21 protein-coding genes and 1 other annotated feature are annotated in these 21,521 nt (G+C 54.4%); of the genes, 17 read left to right on the top strand and 4 right to left on the bottom strand.

Going from position 1 to position 21,521, the window contains the following annotated elements; all coding sequences use genetic code 11:
• Positions 1 to 8: 8 nt before the first annotated feature.
• The 6 genes from KE671_RS10865 (at position 9) to KE671_RS10840 (ending at position 5,633) form a co-directional block, all read left to right on the top strand.
• A complete protein-coding gene (locus KE671_RS10865; RefSeq protein WP_206162963.1) occupies positions 9 to 1,271 on the top strand; it encodes a DUF1116 domain-containing protein in 1,263 nt (420 codons plus the stop codon).
• A 43-nt stretch (positions 1,272 to 1,314) separates the two neighbouring features.
• Entirely contained in the window at positions 1,315 to 2,142 is an 828-nt protein-coding gene (locus KE671_RS10860) for a DUF2877 domain-containing protein (protein ID WP_206162962.1), read from the top strand.
• Entirely contained in the window at positions 2,099 to 3,034 is a 936-nt protein-coding gene (allS, locus tag KE671_RS10855) for an HTH-type transcriptional activator AllS (RefSeq protein ID WP_206162961.1), read from the top strand. Before KE671_RS10860 ends, allS begins: the two co-directional genes overlap by 44 nt.
• Before the next feature lie 125 nt (positions 3,035 to 3,159).
• Positions 3,160 to 4,020, top strand: coding sequence for a small-conductance mechanosensitive channel MscS (locus KE671_RS10850; RefSeq protein ID WP_206162960.1), 861 nt, complete (start codon positions 3,160 to 3,162; stop codon positions 4,018 to 4,020).
• Positions 4,021 to 4,163: 143 nt separating this feature from the next.
• A complete protein-coding gene (argO, locus tag KE671_RS10845; protein WP_206162959.1) occupies positions 4,164 to 4,799 on the top strand; it encodes an arginine exporter ArgO in 636 nt (211 codons plus the stop codon).
• Between the two features lie 93 nt (positions 4,800 to 4,892).
• A complete protein-coding gene (locus KE671_RS10840) occupies positions 4,893 to 5,633 on the top strand; it encodes an oxidative stress defense protein (RefSeq protein ID WP_206162958.1) in 741 nt (246 codons plus the stop codon).
• A gap of 97 nt (positions 5,634 to 5,730) precedes the next feature.
• Here the strand turns inward: KE671_RS10840 and ettA are convergent, their stop codons facing one another.
• Entirely contained in the window at positions 5,731 to 7,398 is a 1,668-nt protein-coding gene (ettA, locus tag KE671_RS10835) for an energy-dependent translational throttle protein EttA (protein ID WP_042324039.1), read from the bottom strand.
• 472 nt (positions 7,399 to 7,870) lie between these two features.
• Between ettA and sltY the strand changes: the two genes are divergently transcribed.
• Positions 7,871 to 9,808 (top strand): murein transglycosylase, encoded by a 1,938-nt coding sequence (sltY, locus tag KE671_RS10830; protein WP_206162957.1) that lies wholly within the window; start codon positions 7,871 to 7,873, stop codon positions 9,806 to 9,808.
• 57 nt (positions 9,809 to 9,865) lie between these two features.
• Positions 9,866 to 10,192, top strand: a complete 327-nt coding sequence (trpR, locus tag KE671_RS10825) for a trp operon repressor (protein WP_206162956.1) — start codon at positions 9,866 to 9,868, stop codon at positions 10,190 to 10,192.
• A 92-nt stretch (positions 10,193 to 10,284) separates the two neighbouring features.
• Here the strand turns inward: trpR and yjjX are convergent, their stop codons facing one another.
• Positions 10,285 to 10,800: an inosine/xanthosine triphosphatase gene (gene yjjX, locus KE671_RS10820; RefSeq protein ID WP_206162955.1), complete on the bottom strand. Its 516-nt coding sequence runs from the start codon at positions 10,798 to 10,800 to the stop codon at positions 10,285 to 10,287.
• 49 nt (positions 10,801 to 10,849) lie between these two features.
• Here yjjX and gpmB point away from each other — a divergent pair, with 49 nt between their 5' ends.
• Positions 10,850 to 11,497, top strand: a complete 648-nt coding sequence (gene gpmB, locus KE671_RS10815; RefSeq protein WP_206162954.1) for a 2,3-diphosphoglycerate-dependent phosphoglycerate mutase GpmB — start codon at positions 10,850 to 10,852, stop codon at positions 11,495 to 11,497.
• Here gpmB and robA read toward each other — a convergent pair.
• Positions 11,494 to 12,363, bottom strand: coding sequence for an MDR efflux pump AcrAB transcriptional activator RobA (gene robA, locus KE671_RS10810; RefSeq protein WP_206162953.1), 870 nt, complete (start codon positions 12,361 to 12,363; stop codon positions 11,494 to 11,496). The genes gpmB and robA overlap by 4 nt on opposite strands.
• 211 nt (positions 12,364 to 12,574) lie before the next feature.
• On the opposite strand from robA, the gene creA reads away from it, so the two are divergent.
• The 4 genes from creA to creD are packed head-to-tail and all read left to right on the top strand — an operon-like array spanning position 12,575 to position 16,594.
• Positions 12,575 to 13,048, top strand: a complete 474-nt coding sequence (gene creA, locus KE671_RS10805) for a protein CreA (RefSeq protein ID WP_206162952.1) — start codon at positions 12,575 to 12,577, stop codon at positions 13,046 to 13,048.
• Between the two features lie 12 nt (positions 13,049 to 13,060).
• Entirely contained in the window at positions 13,061 to 13,750 is a 690-nt protein-coding gene (gene creB / locus KE671_RS10800; RefSeq protein WP_206162951.1) for a two-component system response regulator CreB, read from the top strand.
• Positions 13,750 to 15,174, top strand: coding sequence for a two-component system sensor histidine kinase CreC (creC, locus tag KE671_RS10795; RefSeq protein ID WP_206162950.1), 1,425 nt, complete (start codon positions 13,750 to 13,752; stop codon positions 15,172 to 15,174). Before creB ends, creC begins: the two co-directional genes overlap by 1 nt.
• A gap of 58 nt (positions 15,175 to 15,232) precedes the next feature.
• Entirely contained in the window at positions 15,233 to 16,594 is a 1,362-nt protein-coding gene (gene creD, locus KE671_RS10790; protein WP_206162949.1) for a cell envelope integrity protein CreD, read from the top strand.
• A 66-nt stretch (positions 16,595 to 16,660) separates the two neighbouring features.
• On the opposite strand, the gene arcA is transcribed toward creD, so the two are convergent.
• Positions 16,661 to 17,377 (bottom strand): two-component system response regulator ArcA, encoded by a 717-nt coding sequence (arcA, locus tag KE671_RS10785; protein WP_001194359.1) that lies wholly within the window; start codon positions 17,375 to 17,377, stop codon positions 16,661 to 16,663.
• Between the two features lie 95 nt (positions 17,378 to 17,472).
• Between arcA and yjjY the strand changes: the two genes are divergently transcribed.
• The 4 genes from yjjY (at position 17,473) to thrA (ending at position 21,521) form a co-directional block, all read left to right on the top strand.
• Complete coding sequence (yjjY, locus tag KE671_RS10780; RefSeq protein WP_042998021.1) at positions 17,473 to 17,613, top strand: protein YjjY; 141 nt, start codon at positions 17,473 to 17,475, stop codon at positions 17,611 to 17,613.
• Between the two features lie 398 nt (positions 17,614 to 18,011).
• Complete coding sequence (locus KE671_RS10775) at positions 18,012 to 18,698, top strand: tRNA/rRNA methyltransferase (RefSeq protein WP_206162948.1); 687 nt, start codon at positions 18,012 to 18,014, stop codon at positions 18,696 to 18,698.
• 213 nt (positions 18,699 to 18,911) lie between these two features.
• On the top strand, positions 18,912 to 18,977 hold the full coding sequence (thrL, locus tag KE671_RS10770) for a thr operon leader peptide (RefSeq protein ID WP_001386572.1): 66 nt from the start codon (positions 18,912 to 18,914) through the stop codon (positions 18,975 to 18,977).
• Positions 18,913 to 19,033, top strand: a sequence feature (Thr leader region). It overlaps the preceding gene by 65 nt.
• A 25-nt stretch (positions 19,034 to 19,058) precedes the next feature.
• Positions 19,059 to 21,521 (top strand): bifunctional aspartate kinase/homoserine dehydrogenase I, encoded by a 2,463-nt coding sequence (thrA, locus tag KE671_RS10765; RefSeq protein WP_206162947.1) that lies wholly within the window; start codon positions 19,059 to 19,061, stop codon positions 21,519 to 21,521.

Raw genomic sequence — 21,521 nt, 5'->3', positions numbered from 1 at the left:
GTACCGATATGTATTCATCAATTGCACAGGCTAACGACGCCATTATTGAACGCATCAAAGCCGCCCGCCCACACTGGGTTGCTGTTCGTCCTGCGAAAGAGGCGGTGGTTGAATTGTCCACCGGGCGTAAATTGCTGCACGCCGGCCCGCCGATTGCCTGGGAAGAGATGACGGGCCCCATGCGCGGCGCCTGTATCGGCGCATCGCTGTTTGAGGGGTGGGCGGCCAGTGAAGAAGAGGCCATCGGTCTCCTGAGTCAGGGAGAAGTGGAATTTATCCCGTGTCATCATGTTGGCGCCGTCGGCCCGATGGGCGGGATTACCTCGGCCAACATGCCTGTGCTGGTAGTCCGGGACGTGGTACACGGCAATCAGTCCTGCTGCAACCTGAATGAAGGGATCGGCAAGGTTATGCGTTTCGGCGCCTACGGTGAGGATGTACAGACGCGTCTACGCTGGATGCGCGATACGCTGGCTCCGGTGTTACAGGAGGCCCTGACTCGCATGGAAAACGGGGTGGATCTGACGGCGATGATGGCCCAGGCGATTACAATGGGGGATGAATTTCATCAGCGTAATATCGCGGCCTCGTCGCTACTGTTGCGCACGCTGTCCCCTGTGATCGCCGGTCTTGACCGCCCGAAAGCCGAAATCATTGCGGTACTCCAATTCCTGAGCGTGACCGATCAGTTCTTCCTCAACCTGGCAATGGCTTACAGCAAAGCGGTGATGGATGCGGCGGCAGTAATTAAAGCAGGCTCTATCGTGACGGCAATGACGCGTAATGGTCGTGATTTTGGTATTCGCGTCAGCGGCACCGGCGACCGGTGGTTTACCGCGCCGGTAAATACGCCACAGGGTTTATTTTTTACCGGCTACAGTCAGGCTGACGCTAACCCGGATATTGGTGATAGCGCCATTACCGAGACGCTGGGCATTGGTGGCGCAGCCATGATTGCTGCACCCGGCGTGACGCGTTTCGTCGGTGCGGGCGGTATGGGTGCCGCGCTGGAAACGTCCGAAGAGATGGCGGAAATCTACCTCGCTAATAACCCTTTGTTTCAGATCCCTTCCTGGGATTTCAAAGGGGCGTGTCTGGGGCTGGATATCCGTCGCGTCGTGGAAACGGGGATAACGCCGCTGATCAACACCGGTATCGCTCACCGCGACGCCGGGATCGGTCAGGTTGGTGCGGGGACCGTACGCGCACCGCTGCTGTGCTTTGAAAAAGCGCTGGAAGCGCTGGCGGAAGAGCACCACATCACGGCATAAGTGACGAGTAAAAGGGGCGGCAATGCCGCCCCGGAGTGGAGCGATGAATACATTCAATGCCCTGGCCTGCGCCGGGCTTTATCGACTTCCTGATGGTGAATGGACGCTGCACAGTCGCTTCTCGCAGGCGATCAATTTCAGCCATGCAAACGGCGAGTTACTGACCTTATACCGCTACGGTAAAGGGATGGGGCCGACCGGTGTGTTGTTGAGCCATACTCAGTTTTCCCGCCTGAAGACGGTTTCGCGCTTGTGCAAAAACGGGGATCTACTGACCGGGCAAGGGGTAACCCTTCGCCCTCAGCGCCAGCTCCGGTTACAACTGATTCCTTCCGCCATCGCACTTCTCGACCTGTCTTCTTGCGCTCAGCAAACGGGTCTGGGTGGTGCGCTCAACCAGCCACTCAATACCGTGGCGTGTTATCCGCAGATCGTCGCCGGGCTGGAGCGTTGGGCGAGTGGGGCCGCGCCTGACTGGCATTGGCTCATCGGACGAGGCCCCGGGCTCACGCCCAGCGGTGATGATATGTTGACGGGAATGCTGGCGGTCCTTATAGCTGCCGGGATACCGGTTAACCTTTTTTTACCCCCGGCGGATCAACTCGCGCGGCTGACAACTTCGGTAAGCTGTAGCTATCTTAACAGTGCCAGAGTAGGCGAATTTTCGACGCCGGTGTTAGGTGTCATGCGCAGCTTGCAAACCGGGCGTGATGCCGGCCGCGCGCTTCGTCGTTTGCTCACGGTGGGGCACACTTCCGGCGCTGACACAGTGTTGGGGATGGCGCTGGCGCAACGCTGGTTACAGATGGCTGACTCAAGGGGAATGCATGCTCGACCAGGAAACAATACGTACGTTTATTCGGGTGGCTGAGACGGAAAGTTTTTCCCGTGCCGCCAGTTCGCTGCATAAGACGCCTGCGGCAATCAGCTATCGCATAAAAACGCTGGAGGAACAGGTGGGGACGCAGCTTTTTTTGCGTACCACGCGTTCCGTCAGCCTGACGCTGGCCGGGCAGCATCTGCTCGAACATTGCCGACAGTGGCTTAACTGGCTGGACGCCATGCCCGATGAGCTGCAGCAAATCAATGCGGGCGTTGAGCGTCAGGTCAATATTGTCGTCAATAACTTGCTGTATCAGCCGCAGACGACTGCTGATTTACTGACATGGCTGCATCAACAGTTTCCCTTCACCCGATTTCAGATCTCCCGCCAGGTTTATATGGGCGTGTGGGATTCGCTGCTGTATGACGATTATCAACTGGCGATTGGGGTGACCGGTTCCGAATCCCTGTCAAACAACATTTCGCTGCTGCCGCTGGGGGATATTAGCTGGCAGTTTGTGGTGGCGCAGAATCATCCATTGGCCAGTCATCCGGCAACGGTTTTATCGGACGACATGCTGCGTCGCTACCCCGCCATCAATATTGAAGATACGTCGCGCACGCTCACTCGTCGTGTGGCCTGGCTGTTGAGCGGGCAAAAGGAGATTAAGGTGCCGGATCTCAGCACCAAGCTGGCCTGTCACTTAAGTGGCCTTGGCGTCGGTTTCTTACCGGAACGTCTGTGCCGTCCTTATGTGGAGTCCGGCGCACTGGTGGCCCGTTCGGTGGTGAACCCTCGCCAACCGTCACCGCTCTCTATTGCCTGGAAGAATGCCGGCAGTGGAAAAGTGGTCAGCGAAATTGCCGCTATTTTTAAACAAAAACATGCGCTGGTGGGCGGATTCTTGCGGATGGTAGATCGTCCCGCAGAACGGCAATAATCGTGATATCCAGAATTGGAACATAACGAAAATGGCATATTCATCCATTATTGTTTACCTTTAACGGGGTGTTTTCGTGAGATTGATCTCATTTGCTCTGATTTGTTATGACCAAGGAACATGTAATGGAAGATTTGAATGTTGTCGACAGCATCAACGGTGCGGGGACCTGGCTGGTCCGCAACCAGGCATTGCTGTTGAGTTATGCCGTCAACATCGTGGCGGCAATTGCTATTGTTATTGTCGGGATGATCGTGGCGCGTCTGGTGTCGAATACGGTTAACCGCCTGATGGTGGCGCGTCATATCGATGCCACCGTGGCAGACTTCCTTTCCGCGCTGGTGCGCTACGGGATTATCGCCTTCACGCTGATTGCGGCGCTCGGTCGGGTCGGGGTACAAACGGCGTCAGTAATTGCGGTGCTCGGCGCCGCTGGTTTAGCGGTCGGTCTGGCGTTGCAGGGATCGTTATCTAACCTTGCCGCAGGCGTTCTGCTGGTCATGTTCCGTCCGTTCCGTGCCGGTGAGTATGTTGATCTTGGCGGCGTTGCGGGGACGGTGCTGAATGTGCAGATTTTCTCCACCACCATGCGAACTGTAGACGGGAAAATTGTCGTCATCCCGAACGGTAAAATCATTGCCGGCAATATCATCAACTTTTCCCGCGAGCCGGTACGCCGTAATGAATTTATTATCAGCGTCGCTTACGACTCTGACATCGATAAGGTAAAACAGATCCTCACCGGGATTATCGAGTCGGAAGACCGTATTCTGAAAGATCGCGAAATGACGGTGCGTTTGAATGAACTGGGGGCATCATCGATTAACTTTGTGGTGCGCGTCTGGAGCAACAGCGGCGATCTGCAAAACGTATACTGGGACGTGCTGGAGCGGATTAAGCGTGAGTTTGATGCCGCTGGAATCAGCTTCCCGTATCCGCAGATGGACGTAAATTTCAAACGCGTGAAAGACGTCGCAGCAGAGTAATTATCAGCCGGATGAGCGTTGTGCCATCCGGCAAAATTCCCCCGCATTAATTTCCCTAATCCACGATTAATATTATCCATTTCCGCTAATGATCATCCCGCGCTATAGTCTGCGCTATAGAGACAACGCTCAGGATGATTACCGTGATATCGTATTATTTTCAAGGCCTTGTGCTTGGCGCAGCCATGATACTTCCGCTCGGCCCACAGAATGCTTTTGTGATGAATCAGGGGATCCGTCGCCAGTATCACATCATGATTGCACTGCTGTGCGCCGTCAGCGATCTGCTGCTGATTTGCGCCGGGATTTTTGGCGGCAGCGCATTACTGATGCAGTCACCGTGGCTGTTGGCGCTGGTGACCTGGGGCGGTGTGGCCTTTTTGCTGTGGTACGGCTTTGGCGCCTTAAAGACGGCGATGAGCAGCAATCTGGAACTGGCTAGCGCGGAAGTGATGAAGCAGGGGCGCTGGAAGATAATCGCCACCATGCTGGCGGTGACATGGCTGAATCCGCACGTCTACCTGGATACCTTCGTGGTGCTGGGTAGCCTGGGCGGACAACTGGATGTGGAACCCAAACGCTGGTTCGCGCTCGGCACCGTCAGCGCCTCCTTCCTGTGGTTCTTCGGTCTGGCGCTGCTGGCGGCATGGCTCGCGCCGCGACTGCGGACGGCTAAAGCGCAGCGGATCATCAATTCGCTGGTCGGTCTGGTGATGTGGTTCATCGCTTTTCAACTGGCAAAAGAAGGCGTTGCGCATGTTCACGCCTTGTTCAACTAAGCGTTGTCTGATGGACAACAGTCTATTTCGCGCTAAGCTTGCCTGCATGCGCCCTGAAATTTGGGCTAACTCACGTAACATGGAGGAGCGACAGTGAAGTTCAAAGTGATAGCCCTGGCGGCATTAGTGGGATTCAGTGCAATGTCGGTGCAGGCGGGCGAATTGCCTGATGGACCGCACATCGTGACTTCCGGGACGGCAAGCGTGGATGCTGCGCCTGATATTGCCACGCTGGCAATTGAGGTGAATGTGGCGGCGAAAGATGCGGCTACGGCGAAGAAACAGGCTGATGAGCGCGTTGCGCAATATCTTTCTTTCCTTGAGCAAAATCAGATCGCAAAAAAAGACATCAGCTCGGCGAACTTGCGTACTCAGCCGGATTACGACTATCAGAACGGGAAAAGCGTTCTGAAAGGGTACCGTGCGGTTCGTACTGTCGAAGTGACGCTGCGTCAGTTAGATAAACTCAACCCGTTGCTGGACGGCGCGTTGAAAGCGGGGCTGAACGAAATTCGTTCCGTTTCGTTAGGCGTGGCGCAACCGGATGCTTATAAAGACAAAGCGCGTAAAGCGGCGATTGATGATGCCATTCATCAGGCGCAAGAACTGGCGGCCGGTTTTAACAGCAAGCTGGGGCCGGTTTACAGCGTGCGTTACCATGTCTCGAACTATCAGCCAAGCCCGATGGTGCGGATGATGAAAGCGGATGCGGCGCCGGTGTCAGCGCAGGAAACTTACGAGCAGGCGGCAATTCAGTTTGATGATCAGGTCGATGTGGTGTTCCAGTTGGAACCTGCGGCTGGTCAGCAACCGGCAACGGCTAAAGCGCAATAATCGAAAATGCCGGATGGCGCTGCGCTTATCCGGCCCACAGATATGCGTCCTGTAGGCCGGATAAGGCGTTTACGCCGTCATCCGGCATTACTAACAATTACTTCGCAATACGTTTGTACTTGATACGCTTTGGCTCCAGCGCGTCAGCGCCCAGCGTGCGTTTCTTGTACTCTTCGTATTCGGTGAAGTTACCTTCGAAGAACTCCACTTTCCCTTCATCCTGGTAGTCCAGAATGTGGGTGGCGATACGGTCAAGGAACCAACGGTCGTGCGAGATAACCATCGCACAGCCCGGGAACTCCAGCAGGGCGTTTTCCAGCGCGCGCAGGGTTTCGATATCCAGGTCGTTGGTCGGTTCATCGAGCAGCAGCATGTTGCCGCCAACCTGCAACAGTTTCGCCAGATGCAGACGACCACGCTCACCGCCGGACAGTTCGCCGACGCGCTTGCCCTGATCAACACCCTTGAAGTTAAAGCGGCCAACATAGGCGCGGCTTGGCATTTCGGTGTTGCCGATCTTCATGATATCCAGCCCGCCGGATACTTCCTCCCACACGGTTTTGCTGTTATCCATGGCGTCACGGAACTGATCGACGGAGGCCAGCTTGACGGTTTCCCCCAGTGTGATGGTGCCGCTGTCAGGCTGTTCCTGACCGGACATCATACGGAACAGGGTGGATTTACCCGCGCCGTTCGGGCCGATAATGCCGACAATAGCGCCTTTCGGGACGGAGAAGCTCAGATCGTCAATCAGCACGCGGTCGCCATAAGATTTACGTAGATGGCTGACTTCAACGACTTTATCGCCCAGACGCGGTCCCGGTGGAATAAACAGTTCGTTGGTTTCGTTACGTTTCTGGTACTCGGTGCTGTTCAGTTCTTCAAAGCGGGCCAGACGGGCTTTGCCCTTAGACTGACGGCCTTTCGCGCCCTGACGAACCCACTCCAGCTCTTTCTCAATAGATTTACGACGCGCTGCTTCCTGAGAGGCTTCCTGCGCCAGACGCTGATCTTTCTGCTCAAGCCAGGAGGAGTAGTTACCTTCCCACGGAATACCTTCGCCGCGGTCAAGTTCGAGGATCCAGCCCGCGACGTTGTCGAGGAAGTAACGGTCGTGGGTAATCGCCACCACGGTGCCTTCGAAGTCGTGCAGGAAGCGTTCCAGCCAGGCCACGGATTCTGCATCCAGGTGGTTGGTCGGTTCGTCGAGCAGCAGCATGTCTGGTTTTTCTAACAGCAGACGGCACAGTGCGACACGGCGACGTTCACCCCCGGAGAGGGTCGCGATTTTGGCGTCCCAGTCTGGCAGACGCAGGGCGTCGGCAGCGCGTTCCAGTTGCACGTTCAGGTTATGACCGTCGTGCGCCTGAATGATCTCTTCAAATTTGCCCTGTTGCGCGGCCAGTTTATCGAAATCGGCATCCGGCTCAGCGTATTTCGCGTAAACCTCATCCAGACCTTTCAGTGCGTTGACCACTTCCGCCACCGCTTCTTCGACAGACTCACGTACGGTGTGTTCAGGGTTTAGCTGAGGTTCCTGCGGCAGGTAACCAATTTTGATGCCTGGCTGCGGGCGGGCTTCGCCTTCAATATCTTTATCGATGCCCGCCATGATGCGCAGCAGGGTGGACTTACCGGCACCGTTAAGGCCCAGTACGCCGATTTTTGCGCCAGGGAAGAAGCTCAGCGAGATGTTTTTAAGAATATGACGTTTCGGCGGAACGACTTTGCCGACACGATGCATGGTATAAACGAATTGGGCCACGTTGGACTCGCCTCTGTATTTATCGTGATGAATATACCCGCCATACTTCAAGCTGCATGTACGTTGGCTGCACTCGTTCACCCCAGTCACTTACTTATGTAAGCTCCTGGGGATTAATGAGAGACATCCTGTCTCTCACCGAAGGCCAGCCTGCGGCTGGTCAAATTCGTTCCCGACGAATTTGTCACTCCCTTGCCGCGTGACTCAGCCTTCGGCTTCACCCCTCCGGGGCCAGCGCTAGCGCTGTTCAAAGCCCTTTGGGCTTTGTCCTGCAACTCGAATTATTTAGGGTATAGATGTTTTCAAAGGCGAAGTGTAGCCTTTTTCCCCTCTCAATCCCAGCCAGCAGATCTCACTCGCAGTAAAAGTAAAAAAGTGTCCGCGACGTGGCGTAAATGCCAATGACTGGTTAGCATGAAATCATTAGGCGGCATGAGGCTGCAACGACGTATCATATTTAGAGGAAGAGCTTGTGGACAAAGCCCAACGATTTACCTGGCGTCTGATTGCCGCCGGTGTGTGCCTGCTGACGTTAAGTCAGGCTGCGCGAGCCGATTCACTGGATGAACAGCGTAATCGTTACGCACAAATTAAGCAGGCCTGGGATAACCGACAGATGGATGTCGTGGAGCAGATGATGCCGGGCCTGAAGAATTACCCCCTGTATCCCTATCTGGAATATCGGCAAATCACCGATGATCTGATGAATCAGCCGACCGTCACGGTGACCAACTTTGTCCGTGCCAATCCAACCCTGCCGCCAGCGCGTACGCTGGAATCGCGTTTCGTTAACGAGCTGGCACGACGTGAAGACTGGCGCGGGTTATTAGCGTTTAGTCCGGAGAAACCGAGAACCACCGAGGCGCAGTGCAATTATTACTACGCGAAGTGGAATACCGGACAGGCAGAAGAGGCCTGGCAAGGCGCAAAAGCGCTGTGGTTAACCGGGAAGAGTCAGCCGAATGCCTGTGACAAACTGTTCAGCGTCTGGCGCGCTTCCGGCACTCAGGACCCGCTCTCTTACCTGGAGCGCATTCGTCTGGCGATGAAAGCGGGAAATACCGGACTGGTGACGGTACTGGCCGGGCAGATGCCGGCGGAGTATCAGACGATCGCATCAGCGATTATCTCACTGGCAAACAATCCGAACAGCGTCATGACCTTTGCGCGCACCACCGGTGCGACTGATTTTACCCGCCAGATGGCCGCCGTAGCCTTTGCCAGCGTTGCTCGCCAGGATGCGGAAAACGCGCGTCTGATGATCCCGTCACTGGTGCAGGCGCAGCAATTGAATGAGGATCAAACCCAGGAGCTACGCGATATTGTCGCCTGGCGATTAATGGGCAACGACGTTACCGACGAGCAGGCGAAATGGCGCGATGATGCAATTATGCGCTCGCAATCCACGACGCTGGTGGAACGCCGGGTGCGCATGGCGCTCGGGACCGGCGATCGCCGTGGCCTGAACACCTGGCTGGCGCGTCTACCGATGGAAGCGAAGGAAAAGGACGAATGGCGCTACTGGCAGGCCGATTTGCTGCTGGAGCGGGGACGTGAAGCGGAAGCAAAAGAGATCCTGCATGCGTTGATGCAGCAGCGCGGTTTCTATCCAATGGCGGCCGCGCAGCGCCTTGGAGAAGAATACGTTCTGCAAATTGATAAAGCACCTGACAATGTAAATAACACGTTGACCCAGGGGCCGGAAATGGCGCGCGTCCGTGAACTGATGTACTGGAATCTGGATAACACTGCCCGTAGCGAATGGGCGAACCTGGTTACCAGCCGGACGAAGACGGAGCAGGCGCAACTGGCGCGTTATGCCTTCAATAATCAGTGGTGGGATCTGAGCGTGCAGGCGACGATCGCCGGTAAACTCTGGGATCATCTGGAAGAACGCTTCCCGCTGGCGTATCAGGATCTCTTCGCCCGCTATACCCGTGGCAAAGATATTCCGCAAAGCTATGCGATGGCGATCGCACGTCAGGAGAGCGCCTGGAACCCGAAGGTGAAATCGCCGGTCGGCGCCAGCGGGCTGATGCAGATAATGCCAGGCACCGCGACGCACACGGTGAAGATGTTCTCTATTCCGGGTTACAGTAGCCAGAATCAGTTACTGGATCCGGAAACCAATATCAACATCGGCACCAGCTACCTGCAGTACGTCTACCAGCAGTTTGGCAATAATCGGATCTTCTCGTCAGCCGCCTACAACGCCGGACCAGGGCGTGTGCGTACCTGGCTTGGCAACAGTGCGGGACGGATCGACGCCGTAGCATTTGTCGAGAGTATTCCCTTCTCGGAAACCCGAGGCTATGTGAAGAACGTGCTGGCCTATGATGCCTATTATCGCTATTTCATGGGGCAGAAAGACACCCTGATGAGCGATTCTGAGTGGCAGAGACGTTATTAATCCGGTGGGTTATGTTATGATTTGTACTCGTGAGTGAGTACAACAGGGCGGCATAACATGACCCAGCATTCCCCTTATTCATCGGCGATGGCCGAACAACGTAATCAGGAGTGGCTTCGTTTTGTGGAGTTGCTCCGCCAGTCTTACGCAGAGGAGCTGCACTTACCGCTGTTGCAACTGATGCTAACCCCGGATGAGCGCGAAGCGCTGGGGACGCGTGTACGCATTATCGAAGAGTTATTACGTGGCGAGATGAGCCAGCGTGAGCTTAAAAACGAGCTGGGCGCAGGAATTGCTACGATCACCCGCGGTTCTAACAGCCTGAAATCTGCCCCTGTTGAACTGCGTCAGTGGCTGGAAGCCGTATTGTTGAAAAACGCCTGAAACGTGTTTTCGTAGGTCTGATAAGCGTAGCGCCATCAGGCTCGCAGTCGCCCCCTCGCTGGATGACGACTTCGTCTTATCCGCCTACAAACTCAACGATAAATCGCGTTATGAAACGGACTGAGCGCCAGAATTACCGCCTGGTGGTAGACGCTGGCGCGCGTCAGTTTCCCGGCGGTAAATACGCCAATCGCCCCTTCTTTTCGGCCAATCTTATCAATACCCGTGTAGTGTGACATCACCGGCCCAAGCGCCTCACCCTGACGGACTTTTTCGAGAATGACTTCTGGAAGTGGCAGCGTTGCAGAACGCGCTTCACCGCGCTGGTCGGCGTTTTCGATCACTACCCAGCTAAAGGTTGCACCTTCATCAATGCCTGCTTCAATGGCCACCCAAAAATCAGCGTCTGGCCGCGCACGACGGGCATTTTCGACCCGATTCCGTGCGCCAGCACGCGTTTCAGGACTTCCGAAGGGTTGTTCTGGTACGCCACTATCGACGTCTACAGACTCAATATGGCAGGATCCTTCACCGAAGATCTCGTTAAATGCCTGCAGAATCGCCTGAATTTTGGCGGGATTGGTGGTTGCTGAGACAACATGGTGCATAATTAAGCTCGATTTTATAAAAACTCTTTGCAGTATACGGAAAAATAGCATGTTACAGGTATACCTTGTTCGCCACGGTGAAACGCAGTGGAACGCCGAGCGACGCATTCAAGGCCAGTCCGACAGTCCGCTGACCGCTAAAGGTGAGCAACAAGCTATGCAGGTAGGTGACCGCGCGAAAAGCCTCGGCATCACCCACGTCATTAGTAGCGATTTGGGACGTACACGCCGCACCGCTGAAATCATCGCCCAGGCCTGTGGCTGTGATATCACCTTAGACGCCCGCCTGCGCGAGCTGCACATGGGAGTGCTGGAAAAACGTCATATTGATACCCTGACTGAAGAAGAAGAGAACTGGCGCCGCCAGTTAGTCAACGGCACCGTTGACGGACGTATTCCTGAAGGGGAGTCGATGCAGGAGTTGAGCGATCGTGTTCATGGCGCGCTCGCCGCCTGTCTGGATCTGCCGCAGGGGAGTCGTCCGCTGTTGGTCAGTCATGGCATTGCACTGGGCTGTCTGGTCAGTACGATCCTGGGGCTTCCTGCGTACGCGGAGCGTCGTTTACGCCTGCGTAACTGCTCGATTTCGCGGGTGGATTATCAGGAGAGCCTGTGGCTGGCGCCGGGATGGGTGGTCGAAACGGCGGGGGATGTCTCACATCTGGACGCCCCCGCACTGGATGAACTGCAGCGTTAACGGCGAATCGGAATCAGGAATTCGCAGCGTAGGTTAATCGGGCGGTCACCGGCTTTGGCATCTTCAGCCGGGTAGTACCGTTCGATATCCTGCCCTTTGCGACGCGTCAGATTCAGCATCGGCATGCAGGTACCATAGACAGTCAGAATGAACTCCTGAACGCCCGTTCCCAGCCCTTCGTAGGTAAACATCACATACTCGCCACCCTGTAACAGCACGGGTTGTGCGGATTGCACATAACCATTGGCCTGCTCCTGAGGCAGCGCGGTGGTGTAGAACACTTCCTGCTCGTCATCTTTTTCAAGACTGGGGCGCGTTTCGTTCAGGCCATACAGCACGGGCGGGATCACAGGCGCGTTGCCAAGGAAATCGTGCCAGAACTGGATGCGCATTTCGTGGCGGAAATCGGAGATTTGTTCCAGCGAACACGAGTAACTCTGGGTAACGCCAAGCAGAGGTGTATCTTCCAGCGTGACAAACTTATGCTCAGGCAGGGCAAACTCACCCAGCCGCAACGGAGGACGAATCCCGAATGCGCTCCATTCCGGTGAGCGACGATACAGCGCAGGCGTTTGGGAAAACTGTTTCTTAAAGGCGCGGGTGAACGTTTGTTGAGAGTCGAAGCGGTATTGCAGAGCAATATCCAGAATCGGGCGAGCCGTCAGGCGAAGCGCAACAGCGGATTTCGATAAGCGGCGTGCACGGATATAGGCACCAATCGCGTGGCCCGTCACGTCCTTAAACATTCTCTGCAGGTGCCACTTGGAATAACCCGCTTTTGCCGCCACGTTGTCAAGCGACAGGGGCTGATCCAGATGACCTTCCAGCCAGATTAAGAGGTCGCGAATAATGCCGGCCTGATCCATAAAATATCCTCATCCTTTCAACTACAAACACCTGACATCAGATTATTGGATAATAGCATTTTTTGCTGTTTTAGCATTCAGTGTTTTTTTTGCGCATTAATGCTTTTTTTGAATTCGATAAAACGAGATTATTGTAATCCTGTGATCTTTAAACAGTTTCTTTTACAATGTCGAATAATTGCACAGTGTTATTTTTAAGAATGGTAACAATATGAAATACAAGCGTTTAATCTTATCCACCCTGTTGGTCATGCTGGCACCGCTGGCCTCTGCCGAACAGATCGGTTCCGTCGATACGGTGTTCAAGATCTTTGGACCGGATCATAAAATTGTCGTAGAGGCGTTCGACGATCCTGATGTCAAAAACGTGACTTGCTACGTCAGTCGCGCCAAGACCGGTGGCATTAAAGGCGGACTGGGGCTGGCTGAAGACACTTCTGATGCCGCCATCTCCTGTCAGCAGGTAGGACCGGTAGAACTGAGCGACAGAATCAAGAATGGCAAAGCGCAGGGTGAAGTGGTGTTTAAGAAACGCACTTCGCTGGTCTTCAAATCCTTACAAGTCGTGCGTTTCTATGATGCCAAACGCAACGCGCTGGCCTATCTGGCCTATTCCGACAAGGTTGTCGACGGGTCGCCGAAAAATGCCATTAGCGCGGTACCTATCATGCCGTGGCGAGAATAACAGGGAAGCACTATGCAGCAGGTGTCGGTCTGGCTGGTGGAAGATGAGCAGGGCATCGCGGATACCCTGATTTATATGCTCCAGCAGGAAGGATTTATCGTGGAAGCCTTTGAGCGTGGATTGCCCGCGCTGGATAAAGCGCGTCATCAGTGCCCGGATGTGGCGATTCTTGATGTCGGGTTGCCGGATATCAGCGGTTTTGAGCTATGCCGACGATTGCTGGAACACCATCCGGCATTACCGATCCTCTTTCTGACGGCGCGCAGTGACGAGGTGGACCGCCTGCTGGGGCTGGAAATCGGTGCCGACGATTACGTCGCCAAACCGTTTTCACCGCGGGAAGTGTGCGCCAGAGTACGCACGCTGCTACGCCGGGTGAAGAAGTTTTCCACGCCATCACCCATCGTCAAAACCGGTCATTTTGAGCTGAATGAACCTGCTGCCGAGGTGGCCTGGTTTGGCACACCTCTGTCACTCACGCGCTATGAGTTTTTGCTGCTGAAAACGCTGCTGCTGTCGCCAGGCCGTGTCTATTCGCGTCAGCAACTGATGGATATCGTCTGGGCCGATGCGCAGGATACTTACGACCGGACAGTCGATACGCACATCAAAACGCTGCGTGCCAAACTGCGCGCCATCAATCCGACGCTTTCGCCGATCAACACGCATCGTGGGATGGGCTACAGCCTGAGGAGCCTCTGATGCGCATTGGCATGCGTTTGCTGCTGGGCTACTTCCTGATTGTCGCCGTTGCCGCGTGGTTTGTTCTCTCTATTTTTGTACAGGAGATTAAACCTGGCGTACGGCGCGCAACGGAAGGGACGCTGATCGATACCGCCACGCTGCTGGCGGCGCTGGCGCGTGACGATCTCCTGTCGGGTAACCCGGCGCATGGCCAGCTGGCGCAGGCGTTTACGCAACTGCATAACCGTCCCTTTCGCGCCAACATCAGCGGCATCAATAAGGTTCGCAACGAGTACCATGTCTACATGACGGACGTGCAGGGAAAAGTGGTGTTTGATTCCGTCAATAAAGCGGTTGGTCAGGATTACTCCCGCTGGAATGATGTCTGGCTAACGCTGCGTGGGCAGTATGGTGCGCGCAGTACACCACAGGATCCCGCCGATCCGGAAAGCTCGGTCATGTACGTTGCCGCGCCGATTGTCGACAACGGAAAGATCATCGGCGTGCTCAGCGTCGGAAAACCCAATGCCGCGATGGCACCGGTGATTAAACGCAGCGAGCGCCGGATCCTCTGGGCCAGCGCGATTCTGCTTGGCATTGCGCTGGTGATTGGCGTCGGGATGGTCTGGTGGATTAACCGTTCGATTGCTCGCCTGACGCGCTACGCGGATTCCGTAACCGAAAACCAGCCGATGCGGCTACCAGAACTCGGCAGCAGTGAGTTGCGCAAGCTGGCTCAGGCGCTGGAGAGCATGCGCCTGAAGCTGGAAGGCAAGAATTACATCGAACAGTACGTGCACGCACTGACCCACGAGTTAAAGAGTCCGCTGGCGGCCATTCGCGGCGCGGCGGAAATTTTGCGGGAAAATCCGCCTCCGGACATTGTTAAGCGCTTTACCCATAATATTCTCAGCCAAAACGCACGCATGCAGGCGCTGGTTGAAACCCTGCTGCGCCAGGCGCGGCTGGAAAACCGTCAGGATGTTGTGCTTTCTGGGGTGGCGGTCGATGAGGTGTTTGCGCAAATCCGCGACGCGCGCGCCATTCAACTGGCGACGAAGGCGATAACGCTGGTGAGTGTCCCCTCGACGTTAAGCGTTTCTGCGGATCCGGCATTGCTGGAACAGGCGTTGGGTAATCTGCTGGATAATGCCATTGATTTCACCCCGGCAGGCGGAACCATCACCCTCAGCGCACAGGCGCATGCAGAGAGGGTGACGCTGACGGTGGCCGATTCCGGTACGGGCATTCCTGATTTTGCTTTACCGCGGATTTTCGAGCGTTTTTACTCACTGCCGCGTGACAATGGCCTCAAAAGCAGCGGGCTGGGGCTGGCGTTCGTCCGCGAAGTGGCGCGGCTGCTGAAGGGGAGTGCGGAATTGCGTAACCGGCCGGAAGGCGGTGTCGAGGCAAGGCTCACACTTCACCGTCACTTCACATAACTTCAAATTCTCTCCACATAGCGTGCGTACTTTGCGGGTATTGCATAAGGAGAACGCTATGTTGAAATCCCCCCTGTTCTGGAAAATTGTCACCCTGGGCGGTGCGATTGTGTTACTGCTGATCCCCCTGATGATGGTCCGGCAGATTATTGTGGAACGTGCTGATTATCGCGATGCCGTAGAGGATGCGATTCGGCAGAGTACCAGCGGACCGCAAAAAGTGGTTGGCCCGCTAATTGCCATACCTGTGACCGAGTTATACACCGTGCTGGAAAACGAGAAAGAGGTGCAGCACAGGCGCAGCTTTATCCACTTCTGGTTGCCAGAGTCACTGATGGTGGAGGGTAACCAGAACGTTGAACCGCGAAAAGTGGGCATCTACGAGGGACAGGTCTGGCATACCGATGTCACGCTGAAAGCGGAGTTTGATGTCGCGCGACTGAGTGAACTCAACCGGCCCAACGTAACTCTCGGAAAACCGTTTATCGTGGTTGGCGTGGGTGATGCGCGGGGTATCGGCGTGGTGAAAGCGCCGAAGGTGAACGGAATGGCGCTTGCTGTCGAACCGGGAACAGGATTAACGGACCGCGGGGAAGGGCTCCACATTCCGCTTCCGGATGCGCAATGGGCGAAGCGCGATGTGGACCTGGCGATGTCACTCAATTTAAGCGGAACCGGTTCTTTCTCTGTGGTTCCGGTGGGGCGTAGCAGTCAAATGACGCTCACCAGCAACTGGCCGCATCCCAACTTCCTCGGTGATTTTTTGCCTGATAAGCGCGAAATCAGCATGTCAGGGTTTCAGGCGCAGTGGCAAAGCAGTTGGTTTGCCAATAACCTGGGCGATCGGTTTGTCGATGCGCGAAAAAACGGGTGGTATAACCTGCCGTCATTTAGCGTCGCGGTTGCCACGCCTGCCGATCAGTATCAACTGACGGATCGGGCGACAAAATATGCCATTCTGCTGATTACGCTGACCTTTATGGCCTTCTTTGTGTTCGAAACGTTGACCGGGAAAAAACTCCACCCGATGCAGTATCTGCTGGTGGGGCTGTCGCTGGTGATGTTTTATCTGTTGCTGCTGGCACTCTCAGAACACATCGGTTTCACCCTGGCATGGATTGTCGCAAGCCTGGTGGGTGCGCTGATGAATGGGGTTTATCTCCAGGCGGTGCTGCAAGGCTGGCGTAGCAGCGTGGTCTTTACACTGGCACTGCTGGCGCTGGATGGCGTGATGTGGGTACTGTTGCGCTCGGAAGACAGCGCCTTACTGCTGGGAACGAGCGTGCTGCTGTTGGCGCTGGGGAGTGTGATGTTCCTGACGCGGCATCTGGACTGGTATGCGTTCTCGCGGGTGAAATCGACACCAACGCCGACGAAACCGACAGCACCGATGGACGATGCGCTACGCGTGTGGAAGTAAATTCAGCTAAAAGCAGATAAGAAAAACGGCGCATTGCGCGCCGTTTTTTTGACGGTGGTAACCCGATTAATCCTGCAGATCGCCACAGAAACGGTAACCTTCACCGTGAATGGTGGCAATGATTTCCGGCGTATCCGGCGTGGATTCGAAATGCTTACGAATGCGTCGGATAGTCACATCAACGGTACGGTCATGCGGTTTCAGCTCACGGCCAGTCATTTTCTTCAGCAGCTCAGCACGAGACTGGATCTTGCCCGGGTTCTCGCAGAAATGAAGCATGGCGCGGAACTCGCTGCGTGGCAGTTTGTACTGTTCGCCATCAGGCCCGATCAGAGAACGGCTGTTGATGTCCAGTTCCCACCCGTTGAACTTGTAGCTTTCAACGCTACGGCGTTCTTCGCTGACGGTACCCAGGTTCATGGTACGAGACAGAAGGTTGCGGGCACGGATAGTCAGTTCGCGCGGGTTAAACGGTTTGGTGATGTAATCGTCCGCACCGATTTCGAGGCCGAGGATTTTATCGACTTCGTTATCGCGACCGGTCAGGAACATCAGCGCAACGTTAGCCTGCTCGCGCAGTTCACGCGCCAGCAGAAGACCGTTTTTGCCTGGCAGGTTGATATCCATGATCACCAGGTTGATGTCATACTCAGAGAGGATTTGATGCATTTCCGCGCCATCAGTCGCTTCGAATACATCATAGCCTTCCGCTTCGAAAATACTTTTTAACGTGTTGCGTGTTACCAACTCGTCTTCAACGATAAGAATGTGCGGGGTCTGCATGTTTGCTACCTAAATTGCCAACTAAATCGAAACAGGAAGTACAAAAGTCCCTGACCTGCCTGATGCATGTCGCAAATTAACATGATCGGCGTAACATGACTAAAGTACGTAATTGCGTTCTTGATGCACTTTCCATCAACGTCAACAACATCATTAGCTTGGTCGTGGGTAGTTTCCCTCTGGACCCGACAGTGTCAAAAACGGCTGTCATCCTAACCATTTTAACAGCAACATAACAGGCTAAGACGTACCGGACACCCAATAAAACTACGCTTCGTTGACATATATCAAGTTCAATTGTAGCACGTTAACAGTTTGATGAAATCATCGTATCCAAATGCTAGCTTTCATCACAAAATTGCAATAATCCAACTAGTTGCACAAGATAACTAATTAACACGGTGAATCCTATGAATGAGATTCATTTTAAATCAAATTATCTCTGATAAACAGAAGGATATACTGTTTCTGTTAACATAAAAAACATTAGTAAAGTAAGGAAATAGTTTAGCTGCTTTTATGAAAGGTGAAACGGTTTTCCACTGATTTTCGTTAAAATTTTGTAAATTCGCTCCGCGTAATATCTTGACACAGTTCACACAATTACCTGCGGACAGGCAAAAAGAGTAGAAAAATGCGCATTACTATTATCCTCGTCGCTCCCGCCAGAGCGGAAAACATTGGTGCTGCGGCTCGCGCCATGAAAACCATGGGATTTACCCAGTTGCGTATCGTTGACAGTCAGGCGCATCTTGAACCCGCCACACGGTGGGTGGCGCATGGCTCCGGTGATGTTATTGATAATATTGCTGTTTTCCCAACCCTTGCGGATGCGCTTGTCGATGTTGATTTTACCGTCGCCACCACGGCGCGCAGTCGGGCAAAATTTCACTACTACGCGACGCCGGCGGAGCTGGTTCCACTGCTGGAAGAAAAATCGTCCTGGATGAATCATGCTGCGCTGGTTTTTGGTCGTGAAGATTCCGGGCTAACCAATGATGAACTGGCACTGGCGGATGTTCTGACCGGGGTGCCAATGGTTGCAGATTATCCTTCGTTGAATCTGGGCCAGGCGGTAATGGTCTATTGCTATCAATTAGCAAATTTAATGCAACAACCTGCTAAAGAAGTCGATTCATCTGATGAATTTCAGTTACAGGCATTACGCTCGCGCATCATGACCCTATTGACCACTCTGGAGGTTGCAGATGACATCAAACTGGTCGACTGGCTGCAACAGCGTCTGGGGCTATTAGGGCAGCGAGACACGGCAATGTTGCACCGCCTGGTCCATGATATCGAAAAAAATGTCACAAAATAATAATTTGTCTTTGGTTTTGTTTGTGGTGATAACTGCTGATTTCAAGAGGGGTTTTCCTGCGGGTTTGGTTGAAAATAAAGCCTTCGCCAGCAGCTCATGAACAAGTTTCGTAAGGGTAATAAATCAAATATTTATTGACTTAGGTCACCAGATACTTTAACCAATATAGACATACAGCACAGACAGATAAAAATTACAGAGTACACAACATCCATGAAACGCATCAGCACCACCATTACCACAACCATCACCATTACCACAGGTAACGGTGCGGGCTGACGCGTACAGGAAACACAGAAAAAAGCCCGCACCTGAACAGTGCGGGCTTTTTTTTCGACCAAAGGTAACGAGGTAACAACCATGCGAGTGTTGAAGTTCGGCGGTACATCAGTGGCAAATGCAGAACGTTTTCTGCGGGTTGCCGATATTCTGGAAAGTAATGCCAGGCAGGGGCAGGTAGCGACCGTTCTTTCTGCCCCCGCTAAAATTACCAACCATCTGGTGGCGATGATTGAAAAAACCATCGGAGGTCAGGACGCATTACCCAATATCAGTGATGCAGAACGTATTTTTGCCGAACTTTTGACCGGACTCGCCGACGCCCAGCCGGGCTTTCCACTGGCGCAGTTGAAAGTGTTTGTTGAGCAGGAATTTGCTCAAATCAAACATGTGCTGCATGGGATCAGCCTGCTTGGCCAGTGTCCGGACAGCATTAACGCTGCGCTCATCTGCCGTGGCGAAAAGATGTCGATCGCCATCATGGCGGGGTTACTGGAAGCGCGAGGCCACCACGTTACTGTCATTGACCCGGTCGAAAAACTGCTGGCAGTAGGGCACTACCTCGAATCTACCGTCGACATCGCCGAATCGACTCGCCGTATTGCAGCCGGGCGTATTCCCGCCGATCACATGGTACTCATGGCCGGTTTTACCGCCGGTAATGAGAAAGGCGAACTGGTGGTACTGGGACGTAACGGCTCAGATTACTCTGCTGCGGTTCTGGCAGCCTGCTTACGGGCCGACTGTTGCGAGATCTGGACGGATGTCGACGGGGTGTATACCTGCGATCCGCGCCAGGTGCCTGACGCCAGGTTACTGAAGTCGATGTCTTATCAGGAAGCGATGGAGCTCTCCTATTTCGGCGCAAAAGTGCTTCATCCTCGTACCATCACTCCCATCGCACAGTTCCAAATCCCTTGTCTCATCAAAAATACAGGTAACCCGCAGGCGGCAGGCACGCTGATCGGCGCCAGTCGCGATGAAGACGAACTGCCGGTGAAAGGCATTTCTAATCTCAACAATATGGCGATGTTCAACGTCTCCGGTCCTGGTATGAAAGGAATGGTGGGGATGGCGGCGCGGGTGTTTGCGGTGATGTCTCGCGCGGGGATTTCCGTGGTACTGATTACTCAGTCTTCGTCTGAGTACAGCATCAGCTTTTGCGTGCCGCAGGCGGACTGTTCCCGCGCACAGCGTGCTTTGCAGGATGAGTTCTATCTCGAGCTGAAAGAGGGGGTTCTGGAACCGCTGGCGGTTACCGAGCGGCTGGCGATTATCTCCGTCGTTGGGGATGGCATGCGAACGCTGCGTGGTATTTCGGCGAAATTCTTTGCCGCACTGGCGCGCGCGAATATCAATATCGTGGCTATCGCTCAGGGCTCCTCCGAGCGTTCTATTTCGGTAGTAGTTAACAATGATGACGCCACGACGGGCGTACGCGTCACCCATCAGATGCTGTTCAATACCGATCAGGTGATCGAAGTGTTCGTCATTGGCGTTGGTGGGGTCGGCGGTGCGTTACTGGAGCAGCTTAAGCGTCAGCAAAGCTGGCTGAAGAAAAAACATATCGATCTGCGCGTCTGCGGCGTGGCGAATTCCCGAGCGCTATTGACCCATGTGCATGGCCTGAACCTGGAAAACTGGCAGGCTGAACTGGCTGAAGCGAAAGAGCCGTTTAATCTCGGACGCTTAATCCGCCTGGTGAAGGAATATCACCTGTTGAACCCGGTGATTGTGGACTGTACTTCCAGTCAGGCGGTAGCCGATCAATACGCGGACTTCCTGCGTGAAGGGTTCCACGTGGTCACCCCGAACAAAAAAGCGAACACCTCGTCGATGGATTACTACCATCAATTGCGTTTCGCTGCCGCGAAGTCACGGCGCAAATTCCTCTATGACACTAACGTAGGGGCCGGTCTTCCGGTGATTGAAAACCTGCAAAACTTGTTGAATGCGGGCGATGAATTATTGAAATTCTCCGGTATTCTGTCCGGTTCGCTGTCGTTTATTTTCGGTAAGCTCGACGAGGGCATGAGCCTCTCTGAAGCAACCCGTATCGCGCGTGAAATGGGGTATACCGAACCAGACCCGCGTGACGATCTTTCGGGGATGGACGTGGCGCGTAAGCTGCTGATCCTCGCCCGTGAAACCGGACGCGAGCTGGAACTGTCTGACATCGTCATTGAACCGGTGCTGCCGAAAGCGTTTGATGATTCAGGCGACGTTGACGCGTTCATGGCGAATTTGTCGCAGCTTGACGATGCCTTTGCCGCTCGAGTGGCAAAAGCCCGTGATGAGGGCAAAGTATTGCGCTATGTTGGCAATATCGAAGAAGACGGCGTCTGTCGGGTGAAGATCTCTGAAGTGGACGGTAACGATCCGTTGTACAAAGTGAAAAACGGCGAAAACGCGCTGGCGTTTTACAGCCACTACTATCAGCCGCTACCGCTGGTTCTGCGCGGTTATGGCGCGGGTAACGACGTCACGGCGGCGGGGGTGTTTGCTGACCTGCTGCGTACCCTCTCATGGAAGCTAGGAGTCTGA

Origin of the sequence: Citrobacter amalonaticus, assembly GCF_018252635.1 — a bacterium.
GTDB lineage: Bacteria > Pseudomonadota > Gammaproteobacteria > Enterobacterales > Enterobacteriaceae > Citrobacter_A > Citrobacter_A amalonaticus_E.
The sequence above is the reverse complement of the archived record's forward strand: the minus strand, read 5'-3'. Positions and strand labels throughout refer to the sequence as shown.

Excerpts from the sequence above, each read along its gene's own strand:
- KE671_RS10865 (WP_206162963.1), top strand. The coding sequence starts at position 9 with ATGTATTCATCAATTGCACAGGCTAACGACGCCATTATTGAACGCATC.
- KE671_RS10860 (WP_206162962.1), top strand. The coding sequence starts at position 1,315 with ATGAATACATTCAATGCCCTGGCCTGCGCCGGGCTTTATCGACTTCCT.
- allS (WP_206162961.1), top strand. The coding sequence starts at position 2,099 with ATGCTCGACCAGGAAACAATACGTACGTTTATTCGGGTGGCTGAGACG.
- KE671_RS10850 (WP_206162960.1), top strand. The coding sequence starts at position 3,160 with ATGGAAGATTTGAATGTTGTCGACAGCATCAACGGTGCGGGGACCTGG.
- trpR (WP_206162956.1), top strand. The coding sequence starts at position 9,866 with ATGACCCAGCATTCCCCTTATTCATCGGCGATGGCCGAACAACGTAAT.
- yjjX (WP_206162955.1), bottom strand. The coding sequence starts at position 10,800 with ATGCACCATGTTGTCTCAGCAACCACCAATCCCGCCAAAATTCAGGCG.
- gpmB (WP_206162954.1), top strand. The coding sequence starts at position 10,850 with ATGTTACAGGTATACCTTGTTCGCCACGGTGAAACGCAGTGGAACGCC.
- robA (WP_206162953.1), bottom strand. The coding sequence starts at position 12,363 with ATGGATCAGGCCGGCATTATTCGCGACCTCTTAATCTGGCTGGAAGGT.
- creA (WP_206162952.1), top strand. The coding sequence starts at position 12,575 with ATGAAATACAAGCGTTTAATCTTATCCACCCTGTTGGTCATGCTGGCA.
- creB (WP_206162951.1), top strand. The coding sequence starts at position 13,061 with ATGCAGCAGGTGTCGGTCTGGCTGGTGGAAGATGAGCAGGGCATCGCG.
- creC (WP_206162950.1), top strand. The coding sequence starts at position 13,750 with ATGCGCATTGGCATGCGTTTGCTGCTGGGCTACTTCCTGATTGTCGCC.
- creD (WP_206162949.1), top strand. The coding sequence starts at position 15,233 with ATGTTGAAATCCCCCCTGTTCTGGAAAATTGTCACCCTGGGCGGTGCG.
- arcA (WP_001194359.1), bottom strand. The coding sequence starts at position 17,377 with ATGCAGACCCCGCACATTCTTATCGTTGAAGACGAGTTGGTAACACGC.
- yjjY (WP_042998021.1), top strand. The coding sequence starts at position 17,473 with ATGACTAAAGTACGTAATTGCGTTCTTGATGCACTTTCCATCAACGTC.
- KE671_RS10775 (WP_206162948.1), top strand. The coding sequence starts at position 18,012 with ATGCGCATTACTATTATCCTCGTCGCTCCCGCCAGAGCGGAAAACATT.
- thrA (WP_206162947.1), top strand. The coding sequence starts at position 19,059 with ATGCGAGTGTTGAAGTTCGGCGGTACATCAGTGGCAAATGCAGAACGT.